Source organism: Oceanimonas doudoroffii (assembly GCF_002242685.1).
In the GTDB taxonomy this organism is placed as follows: Bacteria; Pseudomonadota; Gammaproteobacteria; order Enterobacterales; family Aeromonadaceae; genus Oceanimonas; species Oceanimonas doudoroffii.
On record NZ_NBIM01000001.1, the window covers coordinates 1968586 to 1981875 of the forward strand.

A 13290-nucleotide genomic window follows, 5' to 3' on the forward strand; every position below is an offset into this window, starting at 1 on the left:
CCCGGCCTTTCGCACTTACTCGGATTGTTCAATCTCAAGGCTGTCCACCCGTTGCAGGCCGCGGGGCAGCAGGGCGCCGCGGCGACCGCGCTCGCCCTGGTAGTGGGCCAGATCGGCGGGCTTCAGGGTCAGCTTGCGCTTGCCGGCGTGCAGGGTGACGCTGGCGTCTGCCGGCACCACCGCCAGCTGCTTGATAAAGTCTTCCCGCGCCTGCACCTTGGCACCGGTAATGCCAATGAGCTTGTTACCCTTGCCCTTGGCCAGCATGGGCAAGTCCTTCAGCGGGAACAGCAGCATGCGGCCCTCGTTGGTCACCACCAGGCACAGCTCGCTGTCCACCTGTGCCACCGGCACGGGTTTCAGCACCTCGCCGCCGGCGGGCACCGTCAGCAGCGCCTTACCGTTCTTGTTGCGGCTGACCATGTCACCGTAGCGGCAAACAAAGCCGTAACCGGCGTCGGACGCCAGCAGGTAGAGCCGATCTTCCTCGCCGGTGAGCACAAAGCGGGCCTGCTCCCCCGGGCTCAGGCTGCAACGGCCGGTCAGCGGCTCACCCTGGCCCCGGGCCGAGGGCAGGCTGTGGGCGTCCAGGCCATAGGCCCGGCCGGTGCTGGACAGAAACACCGCCATCTGGTTGCTGCGCCCGGGGGCGGCATCGAGAAAGCCGTCGCCGGCTTTGTAGCTGAGCCCGGCGCCGTCCACCTCATGGCCCTTGGCGGAGCGGACCCAGCCTTTTTCCGACAGCACGATAGTGACCGGCTCACTGGGGATCAGCTCTTTTTCACTCAGGGCCCTGGCCTCTTCCCGCTCCACCAGGGGCGAGCGGCGATCGTCGCCGTATTTCTCGGCGTCGGCCAGGATCTCTTTCTTGAGCAGGGTGCTGAGGCGGCGCTCGGAACCCAGAATCTGGGCCAGCTTGTCCCGCTCGGCGGCCAGCTCGTCCTGCTCGCCGCGAATCTTCATTTCTTCCAGTTTTGCCAGGTGGCGCAGTTTCAGCTCGAGAATGGCTTCGGCCTGAGTGTCGGTGAGGCCAAAGCGGGCCATCAGCACCGGCTTGGGCTCATCCTCGGTGCGAATGATCTCAATCACGTCATCGATATTGAGAAAGGCGATCAGCAAACCGGCGAGAATATGTAACCGGGCTTCCACCTTGTCGAGCCGGTATTGCAGCCGACTGCGCACGGTCTCCCGGCGAAATTGCAGCCATTCGCCGAGAATACGCTCCAGGCTCTTTACCTGGGGCCGGTTGTCCAGCCCCAGCATGTTGAGGTTGACCCGGTAGTTCTTCTCCAGATCCGTGCTGGCGAACAGGTGCTGCATCAGCTGCTCCACGTCCACTCGGTTGGAACGGGGAATGATCACCAGCCGGGTCGGGTTCTCGTGATCCGACTCGTCCCGCAGGTCCGCCACCATGGGCAGCTTCTTGGCCTGCATCTGACCGGCGATCTGCTCCAGGATCTTGGCGCCGCTGGCCTGATGGGGCAGCGCGGTAATGACGATATCCCCCTGTTCCTGATGGTAGACGGCGCGCATCTTGATGCTGCCCTTGCCGGTTTCATAGATCTTTTGAATATCGGCCCTGGGGGTAATGATCTCGGCCTGGGTCGGGTAATCGGGCCCGGCCACATGGGCCATCAACTCGCTGACCGTGGCCTTGGGGTGGTCCAGCAGATGCACACAGGCATTGGCCAGCTCCCGGGCGTTATGGGGCGGAATGTCGGTGGCCATGCCCACGGCAATGCCGGTAACGCCGTTCAGCAGTATGTGCGGCAGCCGGGCCGGCAGCATGCGCGGCTCCTTCATGGTGCCGTCGAAGTTCGGAATCCACTCCACCGTGCCCTGACCCAGTTCGGACAGCAGCAGCTCGGAGAAGCGCGACAGCCGCGCCTCGGTATAGCGCATGGCGGCGAAGGATTTGGGATCGTCCGGCGCCCCCCAGTTGCCCTGGCCGTCCACCAGCGGATAGCGGTAGGAAAAGGGTTGGGCCATCAACACCATGGCCTCGTAACAGGCGGAATCGCCGTGAGGATGGTATTTACCCAGCACGTCGCCCACGGTACGGGCAGATTTCTTGTGCTTGGACAGGGCCGACAGCCCCAGCTCGCTCATGGCGTAGATGATGCGGCGCTGAACCGGCTTGAGGCCGTCGCCAATGTGCGGCAGGGCCCGGTCCATGATCACGTACATGGAGTAATTCAGGTAGGCCTGCTCGGTAAAGGTGTGCAGCGGCAGGCGCTCCACCCCTTCCATGGTAAAATCTTGATTCATATTGTTTTATATCCTCAGGCCAGGGGGTCGACCATATTGCCCTTGGTTTCCAGCCATTCCCGGCGATCGCCGGCGCGCTTTTTGGCCAGCAGCATGTCCATCAGCTTTTCGGTGGCCTCGCTGTCGTCCACGGTCAGCTGCACCAGCCGGCGGGTGTTGGGATCCAGGGTGGTTTCCCGCAGTTGCTTGGGGTTCATCTCGCCCAGGCCTTTAAAGCGGGTGACCTGCACCTTGCCCTTTTTCTTCTCGGCGCGAATGCGCTCCAGCACGCCGTCGCGCTCGTCTTCATCCAGGGCGTAGAACACTTCCTTGCCCACATCGATGCGGTACAGCGGCGGCATGGCCACAAACACGTGTCCCGCCGCCACCAGATGGCGAAAATGGCGCACGAACAGGGCGCACAGCAGGGTGGCGATGTGCAGGCCGTCGGAATCGGCGTCGGCGAGAATACAGATTTTGCCGTAGCGCAGGCCGGACAGATCGTCCGAGTCCGGATCCAGGCCAATGGCTACAGAAATATCATGCACTTCCTGAGAGGCCAGCACCTGGCCGGATTCCACTTCCCAGGTATTCAGGATCTTGCCACGCAGCGGCATGATGGCCTGAAATTCCCGATCCCGAGCCTGCTTGGCACTGCCGCCGGCGGAGTCCCCTTCCACCAGAAACAGCTCGCCCTGCAGCGGATCGGAGCAGGCGCAATCGGTGAGCTTGCCGGGCAGCGCCGGCCCTTGCGTGACCTTCTTGCGCACCACCTTCTTGGCCTGACGCAGCCGGCGCTGGGCGCTGCTGATGCACAGCTCGGCCAGTTGCTCGGCCAGTTCGATATGCTGGTTCAGCCACAGGCTGAAGGCGTCCTTCACCACGCCGGAGACGAAGGCCGCGCACTGGCGGGACGACAGCCGTTCCTTGGTCTGGCCGGCAAACTGGGGATCCTGAATTTTCACCGACAGAATGTAGGCACAGCGCTCCCAGATATCGTCCGGGGTCAGCTTGACGCCCCGGGGCAGCAGGTTGCGGAATTCGCAGAACTCGCGCATGGCATCCAGCAGGCCCTGGCGCAGGCCATTAACGTGGGTGCCGCCTTGGGCCGTGGGGATCAGGTTGACGTAACTTTCCCCCAGGGTCTCGCCGCCCTCCGGCAGCCAGCACAGGGCCCAGTCCGCCGCCGAGTGTTCGGCGGAGAAGCTGCCGGTAAAGGGTGCTTCCGGCAGGCAGGGGGAGTCCTTGACCGCTTCCACCAGGTAGTCCTTAAGGCCGTCCTCATAGCACCACTCCAGGGTTTCGTTATTGGCCTTGTCGTCAAAGCGAATGGTGAGCCCCGGGCACAGCACCGCCTTGGCCCGCAGCAAATGCTTGAGCCGGGAGGCGGAGAAACGGGGCGAGTCGAAGTAGCTGCCATCGGGCCAGAACCGCACTCGGGTGCCGGTATTGCGCTGGCCGCAGGTGCCGGTGACCGCGAGTTCACTCACCTTGTTGCCATGTTCAAAGGCCATTTCAAACACCTGGCCGCCCCGGCGCACGGTGACCTCCACCCGCGAACTGAGGGCATTGACCACGGAAATGCCTACCCCGTGCAGGCCGCCGGAGAACTGGTAGTTCTTGTTGGAAAACTTGCCGCCGGCATGCAGTTTGCTGAAGATCAGCTCCACCCCGGAAATGCCCTCTTCCGGATGAATGTCCACCGGCATGCCGCGGCCGTCGTCGACCACCTCAAGGGACTGATCCTCGTGCAGGATCACCTCCACCTTGCGGGCATGGCCGGCCAGGGCTTCGTCCACGCTGTTGTCGATGACTTCCTGGCCAAGGTGGTTGGGGCGGGCGGTGTCCGTATACATGCCGGGGCGACGTCGCACCGGCTCCAGGCCATTGAGCACCTCAATGGCGTCGGCAGTATATTGACTCGATGTCATGTTGACCTTCGGTAATCTGGGGTTATTGCCGGATCTTACTACTCGAAGCCCATTGCGGGAAGAAGGAAGCAAAACCGCCGGAAGCCGGAAATAATATCGTTTGCAGGCCAGTGCACTGCCGTCGGCCAAAGGGCACAGCTTCGCCGGCACGCCGTAAACCCATCCATGGGGGCTCCGTTGCGCCATCCATGGCGCAAAGGGCACGGCAAAGCAGACACCCTTTGCCCTCCTAAGGACACTCGGCGTTGGCTGTCAGCTTACGGCAACGCCGGTGTTGCCCGAAGCAGCAGTGGGGATTACCGAAGCCGACCGTCAAATGTCATGGATGACATTTGACGAGCGTCCCACGGATGGGCTCGAAGCGTGTCGTGAAGTGTAACCGCGCTGCTGCTTCGCTTTGCAGCGGGCCAGACAGACGATATGCATTCCCACGCGGAGCGTGGGAACAAGAGACTGGTTTCCGGCTTTCAAGGCTTACAGCTGCAGAAAGCGGATGATCTGGGCGCAGTAGTGCTCAAAGCCGATAAAGGCGTGGTCACCGCCTTTCTGAATGCAGGTTCTGGCGAAGTGGTAGTAATCGAGGGCTTCCCGGTAGTCGAGCACCTCGTCCCCCTGCTGTTGCAGCAGCCAGATGCGGTCCAGGCAGGTGGGGGCATTTACCCTGAGCTCGGCCAGCTCGGCCATATGCCGCTCGGTCAATGTGTAGCGCTCGTGGGTGTAGGGATTCACCTGCTCGCCCAGCCAATCGGCCAGTAATACATGGGGGTTCACCGCCGGGTTCACCACCACGGCGCGCACGCCATACTGCTCCGCCACTCGGGTGGCCCAGAAGCCGCCCAGGGACGAGCCCACCACACCGAAAGGAACACTCTGTTGGTCACAAATGGACGCAATCTGTTCCCAGGCCGCCGCCGGGGTGGCCGCCAGCTGCGGGCAGATCAGCTCGATATCGGGCCTGTGCTGCTGCAGGTGCTCCCGCATCAGCCGGGCCTTGATGGAATTGGGCGACGAGTTGAAGCCGTGCAGATAAAGCAGGGTCGCCATGGTCAATACCCCCTGGCGCTGAAGTCGGGCACAAAGGCATTGGGTGGCAGTCGCCATACTCGGGTGCTGAGCCGGCCGTCAGGATAAAGCGACAGCTGGCGCCAGCCCGGGGCCATATAGTCCAGGGCAAAATCGTCAGACAGCGGCTTGAACTGAATGCAGGTAGAGGGGCTGGCCAGGTAGCGAATGCCGTCAAATACCTGATCAAAGCCCTGGTGTACATGGCCACACAGTACCACGCTGTTGGCCTGGTGACGGGCCAGTCTGACCTGCAGTTGCTCGGCGTTGCGCAGGTTGTGCTGATCCAGCCAGGCGCAGCCCACCGGCACCGCCTGATGATGCACCGCCAGCAGCAGGTGATGCTGCGGATAGTGCTCCAGGGCCGTATCCAGCAGCGTCAGCTGGGCCTCGCTCAGCCGGCCACAGGTTTCTCCCTGAGCCTGGGAGTCGAGCAACAACACCTGCCAGTGCTCTCCCAGCAAATGGTTGGCCTGGCTGACGCCGGCGGCATCCAGCTCCGCCTGCATCACCGGCGCCTCGTCGTGATTGCCGGGCAACCAGAACACCGGCGGGGTCAGCTCACTCATCATGGCCACGAAGTGACGATATGACTCGGCACTTTGATCCTGGGACAGATCACCGGTGGCCAGAATGGCATCGCAGCCGGCCAGCTCTTCCTTCATGGCATTCACCACCGCCCGGCAACTGTGCCAGGTGGCCACGCCCAGCAATTCTCCCTCCCGGTCGGCAAACAGGTGGGTATCGGTAATCTGGGAAAGTTCGGCCACACCATTCCGGGAATGGGTATCAAGGGGAACCGTGGAAAGGGTCATTGCCTCGCTCAAAGCTGTTTGATGGTACTGAATCCGTGTTGCAGGCAACATCTCAGCCATTCGGCGAGAAAGAAGTTTACCTGTTCCTTTTCGTTGCGGTGGTGCATGTTTTTATTGGGATAATCATAACTTGGCTGCAGGGTGGAAATCTGCTGACTGGCACACACTTCGGCCATTCTGACGTCGTGGTAGAGCCGCACCCGCACCTTCATGCGCATGAATACCGGCAATCCCGGGGTGCACTGCTCAATGGACACATGCCAGGTGTAGGGGGCCGTTTCCAGCACCCGCAACACAAACAGCACCCGCTCGCTGATGCCCACCGACAGGCTCTCCCCCACCTGCGCCTCGTTGGGCAGCAGGCGCATCAGGGCCATATAGTTGGTGTCGCAGGTGCGCTGCAATCCTCTCAGATCCGGCACATGCTTGCGGGCGGTAGTGAAAACCAAGTTCGTCTCCTCGTCTTGTGTGGGCCAGGCTATTTCCAGAGCCCGGACTCACGCTTCAATGCCAGCCACTGCAGGGCAATCACGCTGGCGGCGTTATCTATTCTACCATCCTCCAGCCATTGCATCGCCTGCTCCCTTGGCAGCCGGTGCACGCGAATGTCTTCCCCTTCGTCGGCCAGGCCGGCGTGGGTGGCGGCCTGGGCGGCATCCACCTCGCCCACAAACACGGTAATGCGCTCGCTGCAGCCCCCCGGGCTGGAGAAATACCCCAGCGCCCGGGTCAGCCGCCCAAGTGTCAGTCCGGCTTCTTCTTCCGCTTCCCGGCGCACCACGGCTTCTTCCGATTCGCCGGCCTCGACGATGCCCGCCACAATCTCCAGCAGCCAAGGGCTGTCCTGATGATGAATGGCTCCCACTCTGAACTGCTCCACCAGCACCACCTCATCACGCACCGGATCATAGGGCAGCACCGCCGCCGCATGGCCTCGGTCAAACAGCTCCCGCGTCAGCTCCGGGCCCCAGCCGCCACCAAACAGCCGGTGCCGCAGGCGCACTCTCAGCAAGCGAAAAAATCCTTTATAGCCGGTTTCCTCGGCCACAATCTGCATGTCCTGGCGCCCAAAACGGGCATCATTGTGCTTGCTCATGTGCGCTCCCCGCTTGACATTCCGGCGGCAAAATTTAGACTGAAACGCCGCCAATGAATGAACGTTCATTCTTGTTCGTCATGGGCTTTAGGGCCACCCATGCCAACGCATTTGCCGTGCCGCTGCCGGCATGGCCCGCCCATGTTACCGTTATACTGAACAGACGAAAACCGACTGCCTGCATGAGCAGGGTGATCATGGCTCCATCCGTTAACAAGGCCAACGCATGAAAAAAACACTGTTGTCGACCCTGGTACTGCTGTGCACGGCGGGCCAGGCGCAGGCCGAAAACCTGCTGGAAATCTACCAACAGGCCACGCAAAACGACCCTCAGGTACGCGAAGCCAAGGCGCGTCGCGACGCCGCCTTTGAGAAAATCAACGAGTCCCGCGCGCCCCTGCTGCCCCAGGTGGATCTGAGCGCCGGCGCCAACTACACCCAGAGCAATCAGACCGATTCCACGGTCACCAATGCCGGCGTCAACCTGAGCCAGGCGCTGTATCGCAGATCGAGCTGGGTCAGCCTCGACATCACCGAAAAACAGGCCGCCCAGAGCGAAGTCAGTTACAAGCAGGAACAGCAGGCATTAATCGTGCGCGCCACCCAGGCCTATTTCAACGTGCTCAACGCCGAAGATGCCCTGAGCTTTGTGCAGGCCAACAAGGAGGCGGTCAGCCGCCAGCTGGAGCAGACCAAACAGCGCTTTGAGGTGGGCCTGAGCGCCATGACCGATGTGCACGAGGCCCAGGCCCAGTTCGACCAGGCACTGGCGGACGAAATTCTGGCCCGCAACGCCCTCGACAACAGCAAGGAAGCCCTGCGCGAACTCACCGGCATGCACTACGACCAGCTGGCGCCGCTCAATACCGACAGCTTCAGCCCGCAGGCACCGGTCATTCGTGCCGATGGCTGGCTGGAGATCGCCCTGGAGCAGAACCTGGAGCTGCACGGCCAGCGCATCGCCAAGGACATTGCCAACGAGCAGATCGATCTGGCCCGGGCCGGCCACCACCCCACCCTGGATCTGAATGCCGGCCTCAACAGCCGTCGTACCGATTTCAGTGGCACTTCCACCGACAGCAATAACGCTCGCGACAATACCCTGAGCGAAGGCACCCTGGGCGTCAGCTTTAACCTGCCGCTCTATTCCGGTGGCGCCACCAGCTCGCAAGTGAGCCAGGCCCAGTACAACTATGTGGCGGCCAGTGAAGTGCTGGAAAAAAGCTTTCGCTCGGTGCAGAGCAGCGTCTATTCCTCCTATAACGACGTGACCGCAGCCCTTGGCTCCATCCGTGCCTTTGAGCAGCTGGTCATTTCCGCGGAGAGCGCCCTCAGTGCCACCGAGGCCGGCTACGAGGTGGGCACCCGCACCATCGTCGACGTGCTCAACGCCACTCAGCAGCTGTACGATGCCCGCCAGCAGCTGTCATCGGCCCGCTACAACTACATCGTCAGCCAGCTGCAGCTCAAACAGGCCGCCGGCAACCTGACCGAGCAGGATCTGATCGACATCAATAACGGCCTGCAGCGGTAACGTTGGATGTAAAGCGTAAGATGTAAAAACGTAAGACCCGGGGAAGGCATCTGCCTTCCCTGGTCGTTACCGGGACAAACTAAGGAATTCGCGTGTTTAAAATTATTCTGGGCCTCGCCCTGGTGGCACTGGTGGTGCTGTTTATCTATCGCTCTCAGGGCAACAAGCAGGCGGCGGCCGAGAACATTCGGGCCGGCGACGCCTTTCTGGCCGACAACCAGCAAAAGGAAGGGGTGCAAACCACCGAGTCCGGCCTGCAGTATCAGGTACTGAAAGCAGGTACCGGCACGGTACACCCCAAGGCCAGCGACAAGGTCACCGTGCACTACCATGGCACCCTGCTCGACGGCAGCGTGTTCGACAGCTCGGTGGAGCGGGGCGAGACCATACAGTTTGGCCTCAACCAGGTGATCAAGGGCTGGACCGAGGGCCTGCAACTGATGGTGGAGGGCGAAAAGACCCGCTTCTTCATTCCCGCCAGGCTGGCTTACGGCAACCGCGCCGTGGGCACCATTCCGCCGGGATCCGTGCTGATCTTTGAGGTCGAGCTGTTCAAGATCAACTGATCACCCTAGCCCGTTTTCGTGTTGGGAGCATCAACGCCGGCCCGGCGCATCAGCCAGCCGGCCATCATGCCCAGAAACACAATGCGCAGCACATGATGAAAGATCACCCATGACGGCTCCAGCCCGGTGACCAGGGCCAGGTAGATCATGGCTTCCACCGCCCCCGGGGCATAAGCCAGCCACACCTGAAACACCGGCAGCCCCAGCCACCAGCCGACCAGCCCCGCCCACAGCAGCGACACCAGCGAGCTCGACAGGCTCACCAGCAGCCCCGCTGCCAACAGGGTGGCCATTTCCCGCGCCGGCAGCGGCCGAAGCCGGCTGCCCACCAGGGCCCCCAACAACACCATGCTCACCGGGATCAGTCCGTCCACCGGCAGCGCCGGCTCACCCAGCCAGGCGGCGCAGGCACCGGCAACGAACACGCCGGAGAGGATATGGCTGGCGGGCACTCTGAACCGGGCCAGCAGTTCGCCACTTCCCCAGGCCAGTATCACCAGCGCCAGGCTGGCAACGGCCGACAGGGTCTGGCTGGCGGGCGTGGCCGCCAGCGGCACCCATTCCAGCACCATGGCGGTGCTGACCGTGGCCACCAGGGCAATGACCCGCACCGTTTGTGACAGGATGACGCGAATGGGATTGTCCAGCTGCGTGGCCAGGGCCGCCATCACCGACAACGCCCCCGGGGACGCGCCCATGGCCGCCTCCTGCCGGGACCAGCCGAGCCGGTGCAGCAGGTATTGGCCGAGGGGCATCTGGGTGGCCAGACACAGCAAAAGCCCCGCCACGCTGACCAACAGCGAGGCGGGGCCGGGCAGGTGCAAGTCCAGCCGCAGCCCCACGGCCACGCCCAGACAGGCCTGTATTGGCGGCATCAGCCGGCGGGGCAGCGCGACCCTGACGCCGAGCAACACGGCCACCGTGACCGCCAGCATGGAGCCCAGCAGCCAGTCGGAAGGAAAGCCGGCCCAGTGGGCCAGCCCGCCTCCTGCCGCGCCCAGCGCACCGGTACGCAGCCAGCTCATCATGCTTCGGCAGCCGCCTGCTTCTGGCGCAGTGCGCGGCGACGCTTCATCACCAGCGGCAGCACCAGCACCATGGCACTCAGGGTCCACAGGGTCAGGGTCACGCCGTTGTTAAACAGTATGCCCCAGTCACCGGCACTGATGGACAACGCCCGGCGCAGGTTGTCTTCCAGCACCTCACCCAGCACCAGGCCAAGGATCACCGGCGCCAGGGAGAAGCCCAGCTTGCGCAGCAGGAAACCAAACACACCCAGCAGTATCATAAAGAACAGATCAAAGCTGGCGCCGTGAATGGAGTAGATGCCCACAAAGGTCAGCATCACGATCACCGGCACCAGGTAGGCCTGACGCACGCTCAGCATGCGCACGAAGATACCGACCAGGGGCAGGTTCATCACCAGCAGCGCAATGTTACCCACGAACATGGAGGCGATCAGGCCCCAGGCAATGTCCGGCTTCTGGCTGAACAGCAACGGACCCGGGGTCACATCAAACAGCAGCAGGGCGCCCAACAGAATGGCGGTGGTGCCGGATCCGGGGATCCCCAGGGTCAGCATGGGCACCATGGAGCCCACCGCCGCCGAGTTGTTGGCCGCTTCGGGCGCCGCCAGGCCGCGCACATCGCCGTTACCAAACTCGTTGTTCTCGCCGGCCATGCGCTTTTCGGTGCCGTAGGCCACGGCGCTGGCCACGGAAGCACCGGTACCGGGCAGCACGCCGATCACAAAGCCCACCAGGGTCGAGCGCAGCACGGTCCAGCGTACCTGCACCAGATCCGCCGCCTTGACGAAGGACTTGCTGACCTTTTCCAGCCGGCCACCGCCACCGTAGTGATGCTCCACCAGCAGCAGAATTTCGCTGATGGCGAACATGCCGATCACCACCACCAGAAAGTCGATGCCGTCAAACAGGCTGGTCAGGCCAAAGGTAAAGCGCAGCACGCCGGTGCCGGAGTCCACTCCCACGGTGGCCATGGCCAGGCCGATAAGGGCGCCGATCACGGTTTTTACCGGACGCGAGCCCACCATGGACGCCAGGCAGCACAGCGCAAATACCATCAGCGCCACGAACTCCGCCGGGCCAAAGGTGACCGCCAGCCGGGTCAGCAGCGGGGTAAAGATCACCAGCAGGATCAATGCCCCCATGGAGCCGGCAAAGGACGACACCGCCGACAGCGCCAGCGCCCGGCCACCCTCGCCCCGCTTGGCCATGGGATGACCGTCCAGGGTGGTCATGATGGCGCCGGCATCCCCGGGCACGTTCAGCAGAATACTGGAAATACGACCGCCGTACTCGGCGCCGTAATAGACCCCCGCCAGCAGAATAATGGCCGACGCCGGCTCCAGGCCCATGGAATAGGCCAGGGGCAGCAGAATGGCGATGCCGTTGATGGGCCCGATGCCCGGCAGCGCCCCCATCAGGGTGCCGAAAAAGCAGCCGGCCAGCACCAGCCCCAGGTTCATGGGCGTCAGGGCCACGGCAAAGCCGCTGGCCAGGGTAGACAACACATCCATGACATTAACCTCCAAACACCGTGCCCACCGGCACATTCAGCTCCAGCAACCCGCTCATCACCAGGTGCCCCACGCCGCCCAGTGCCGCGGAGTAAACCAGGGCCCGGCCCCAGTCCAGCCCGAACAGGCGGGCAAACAGGGTGCCGACCAGCCAGGTGGACAGCACAAACCCCAGCAACTCAAAGCTCCAGGCATAGACCAGCAGGCACAGCACCACCACCACGTGGCGAACAAACAGGCTGCGGCCATAGGCCTCTTTCAGCCGGTCGGGCCGAATGGCCAGCCACAGCGCGGTGCCCAGCAGCAACACCGCCAAAATCAGCGGTATGGCCTTGGGCCCTACCGGCTCATACTGAAAAGGCACGTCCAGTTGCCAGGCGGCGCCCCCCAGGGCCACCGCCAGCACCATCAGCGCCAGCGAAAAACAACGATCCGCCATGACGCCACTCCTTATCTGAGCAGTCCCATTTCTCGGGACAGGTTCTGAAACTTCTCGATTTCCGCCTTCACATAGGCTTCATACTCGGCACCGGACATGGACAGCGGGAACAGCCCCTGATGGTCGCGCACCTGGGCAAAGGCATCGTTCTGATAGAGTTCGTTGAACTGCTGCACCCAGTAACCGTAGGCCTCGTCGGAGGCATCGGGTGCCATGTAGAAGCCGCGCATGATGGGCCATTCCATGTCGAAACCCTGCTCGGTGGCGGTGGGAATGCCGGCAAAGTCGCCCTCCAGCCGCTCCGGCGCCATCACCGCCAGCACCCGCACTATGCCGGCGTCCAGCTGGCCCTTGATCTCGGACACATCCCCCGGATACACCTGAATGTGGTTGCCCAGCACCGCCGCCATGGCGTCGCCGCCGCCCTCATAGGCCACATAGCGCATGGCGCGCGGATCCAGCCCCAGGCTGCGATACAGGAAGGCCGCCTTCATCCAGTCCTGACTGCCCACGGTGCCGCCGGCGCCAAACACCAGCTTGTTCGGGTTGGCCTTGAGATCCGCCGCCAGCTCCTCCAGGCTTTGCCAGGGCGCGTCGGCCTTGACGATAATGGCGCCATAGTCGGTGCCGATGGAGCCCACCCAGCGGGCGTCATCCACGTCCAGATCCCGGCCGAACTTGCTCAGGGCCAGGTTGAGGGAAGAGCCGGAGCTGAACGCCACCACGGCGTTGTTGTCTTCACGGCGGTTGCTGTTCATGTGGGTGTAGGCCACGGCGCCCACGCCACCGGGCATAAAGGTCACTCGCATCGGCTCATTGAGCAGGCCGGACTTGTCCAGGCCGTTGGTCAGAATGCGGCAGGTCAGGTCAAAACCACCGCCCGGCTTGGCCGGCGCAATGCACTCCGGCTTGTCGGGGGTAAATTCGGCACTGGCGGTACCCGTCATCATCAGCAGGCCGGCGCCCAACAGGGCTTTGGTCAGGGAATGCAGCTTCATAACAGTTCTCCTTGTTTGGGGTTCCATGGCACACTCTCGGCCAGGTGAAGCCAGCCGCTTGTC

At 62.9% G+C, this 13290-nt stretch carries 13 protein-coding genes; 2 read left to right on the forward strand and 11 right to left on the reverse strand.

Features of this window, described 5'->3' with window-relative positions; all coding sequences use genetic code 11:
- Positions 1-15 precede the first annotated feature (15 nt).
- The 7 genes from parC to B6S08_RS18410 all read right to left on the reverse strand — a co-directional run bounded on the left by parC (position 16) and on the right by B6S08_RS18410 (position 7350).
- On the reverse strand, positions 16-2268 hold the full coding sequence (gene parC / locus B6S08_RS09120) for a DNA topoisomerase IV subunit A (protein WP_094200396.1): 2253 nt from the start codon (positions 2266-2268) through the stop codon (positions 16-18).
- A 14-nt stretch (positions 2269-2282) separates the two neighbouring features.
- Positions 2283-4178, reverse strand: coding sequence for a DNA topoisomerase IV subunit B (parE, locus tag B6S08_RS09125; protein WP_094200397.1), 1896 nt, complete (start codon positions 4176-4178; stop codon positions 2283-2285).
- 474 nt (positions 4179-4652) lie between these two features.
- On the reverse strand, positions 4653-5222 hold the full coding sequence (locus tag B6S08_RS09130; RefSeq protein WP_094200398.1) for a YqiA/YcfP family alpha/beta fold hydrolase: 570 nt from the start codon (positions 5220-5222) through the stop codon (positions 4653-4655).
- Positions 5223-5224: 2 nt separating this feature from the next.
- Entirely contained in the window at positions 5225-6055 is an 831-nt protein-coding gene (gene cpdA / locus B6S08_RS09135) for a 3',5'-cyclic-AMP phosphodiesterase (protein WP_094200399.1), read from the reverse strand.
- Between the two features lie 8 nt (positions 6056-6063).
- Positions 6064-6504 (reverse strand): DUF1249 domain-containing protein, encoded by a 441-nt coding sequence (locus tag B6S08_RS09140; protein ID WP_094200400.1) that lies wholly within the window; start codon positions 6502-6504, stop codon positions 6064-6066.
- Between the two features lie 29 nt (positions 6505-6533).
- Positions 6534-7151 (reverse strand): ADP-ribose diphosphatase, encoded by a 618-nt coding sequence (gene nudF / locus B6S08_RS09145; protein WP_094200401.1) that lies wholly within the window; start codon positions 7149-7151, stop codon positions 6534-6536.
- A gap of 34 nt (positions 7152-7185) precedes the next feature.
- Positions 7186-7350: a hypothetical protein gene (locus B6S08_RS18410; protein ID WP_165661224.1), complete on the reverse strand. Its 165-nt coding sequence runs from the start codon at positions 7348-7350 to the stop codon at positions 7186-7188.
- Between the two features lie 27 nt (positions 7351-7377).
- Here B6S08_RS18410 and tolC point away from each other — a divergent pair, with 27 nt between their 5' ends.
- Both tolC and bamJ read left to right on the forward strand, forming a co-directional pair.
- A complete protein-coding gene (gene tolC / locus B6S08_RS09150; protein ID WP_094200402.1) occupies positions 7378-8685 on the forward strand; it encodes an outer membrane channel protein TolC in 1308 nt (435 codons plus the stop codon).
- Positions 8686-8777: 92 nt separating this feature from the next.
- A complete protein-coding gene (gene bamJ, locus B6S08_RS09155) occupies positions 8778-9251 on the forward strand; it encodes a BamJ family beta-barrel-assembly machinery protein (protein WP_094200403.1) in 474 nt (157 codons plus the stop codon).
- A 5-nt stretch (positions 9252-9256) separates the two neighbouring features.
- Here bamJ and B6S08_RS09160 read toward each other — a convergent pair whose 3' ends face one another.
- From B6S08_RS09160 to B6S08_RS09175, 4 genes are read right to left on the reverse strand one after another with little or no spacing between them, the layout of a single operon-like run.
- Positions 9257-10279 (reverse strand): AbrB family transcriptional regulator, encoded by a 1023-nt coding sequence (locus B6S08_RS09160; protein ID WP_094200404.1) that lies wholly within the window; start codon positions 10277-10279, stop codon positions 9257-9259.
- Positions 10276-11790 carry a tripartite tricarboxylate transporter permease gene (locus B6S08_RS09165; protein ID WP_094200405.1) on the reverse strand — a complete coding sequence of 505 codons (1515 nt, stop codon included), beginning with the start codon at positions 11788-11790 and terminating at the stop codon, positions 10276-10278. The genes B6S08_RS09160 and B6S08_RS09165 overlap by 4 nt, the downstream gene beginning before the upstream one ends.
- Positions 11791-11794: 4 nt before the next feature.
- Positions 11795-12229 carry a tripartite tricarboxylate transporter TctB family protein gene (locus tag B6S08_RS09170; protein WP_094200406.1) on the reverse strand — a complete coding sequence of 145 codons (435 nt, stop codon included), beginning with the start codon at positions 12227-12229 and terminating at the stop codon, positions 11795-11797.
- Between the two features lie 11 nt (positions 12230-12240).
- The gene (locus tag B6S08_RS09175) at positions 12241-13227 is read right to left on the reverse strand and encodes a Bug family tripartite tricarboxylate transporter substrate binding protein (RefSeq protein WP_094200407.1); all 987 of its coding nucleotides are present in this window, start codon (positions 13225-13227) and stop codon (positions 12241-12243) included.
- Between the last annotated feature and the right edge of the window lie 63 nt (positions 13228-13290).

What these genes read in the sequence shown, in the direction of transcription:
- parC (WP_094200396.1), bottom strand. Translation starts at nt 2,268, where the DNA reads ATGAATCAAGATTTTACCATGGAAGGGGTGGAGCGCCTGCCGCTGCAC.
- parE (WP_094200397.1), bottom strand. Translation starts at nt 4,178, where the DNA reads ATGACATCGAGTCAATATACTGCCGACGCCATTGAGGTGCTCAATGGC.
- B6S08_RS09130 (WP_094200398.1), bottom strand. Translation starts at nt 5,222, where the DNA reads ATGGCGACCCTGCTTTATCTGCACGGCTTCAACTCGTCGCCCAATTCC.
- cpdA (WP_094200399.1), bottom strand. Translation starts at nt 6,055, where the DNA reads ATGACCCTTTCCACGGTTCCCCTTGATACCCATTCCCGGAATGGTGTG.
- nudF (WP_094200401.1), bottom strand. Translation starts at nt 7,151, where the DNA reads ATGAGCAAGCACAATGATGCCCGTTTTGGGCGCCAGGACATGCAGATT.
- B6S08_RS18410 (WP_165661224.1), bottom strand. Translation starts at nt 7,350, where the DNA reads ATGATCACCCTGCTCATGCAGGCAGTCGGTTTTCGTCTGTTCAGTATA.
- tolC (WP_094200402.1), top strand. Translation starts at nt 7,378, where the DNA reads ATGAAAAAAACACTGTTGTCGACCCTGGTACTGCTGTGCACGGCGGGC.
- B6S08_RS09160 (WP_094200404.1), bottom strand. Translation starts at nt 10,279, where the DNA reads ATGATGAGCTGGCTGCGTACCGGTGCGCTGGGCGCGGCAGGAGGCGGG.
- B6S08_RS09165 (WP_094200405.1), bottom strand. Translation starts at nt 11,790, where the DNA reads ATGGATGTGTTGTCTACCCTGGCCAGCGGCTTTGCCGTGGCCCTGACG.
- B6S08_RS09170 (WP_094200406.1), bottom strand. Translation starts at nt 12,229, where the DNA reads ATGGCGGATCGTTGTTTTTCGCTGGCGCTGATGGTGCTGGCGGTGGCC.
- B6S08_RS09175 (WP_094200407.1), bottom strand. Translation starts at nt 13,227, where the DNA reads ATGAAGCTGCATTCCCTGACCAAAGCCCTGTTGGGCGCCGGCCTGCTG.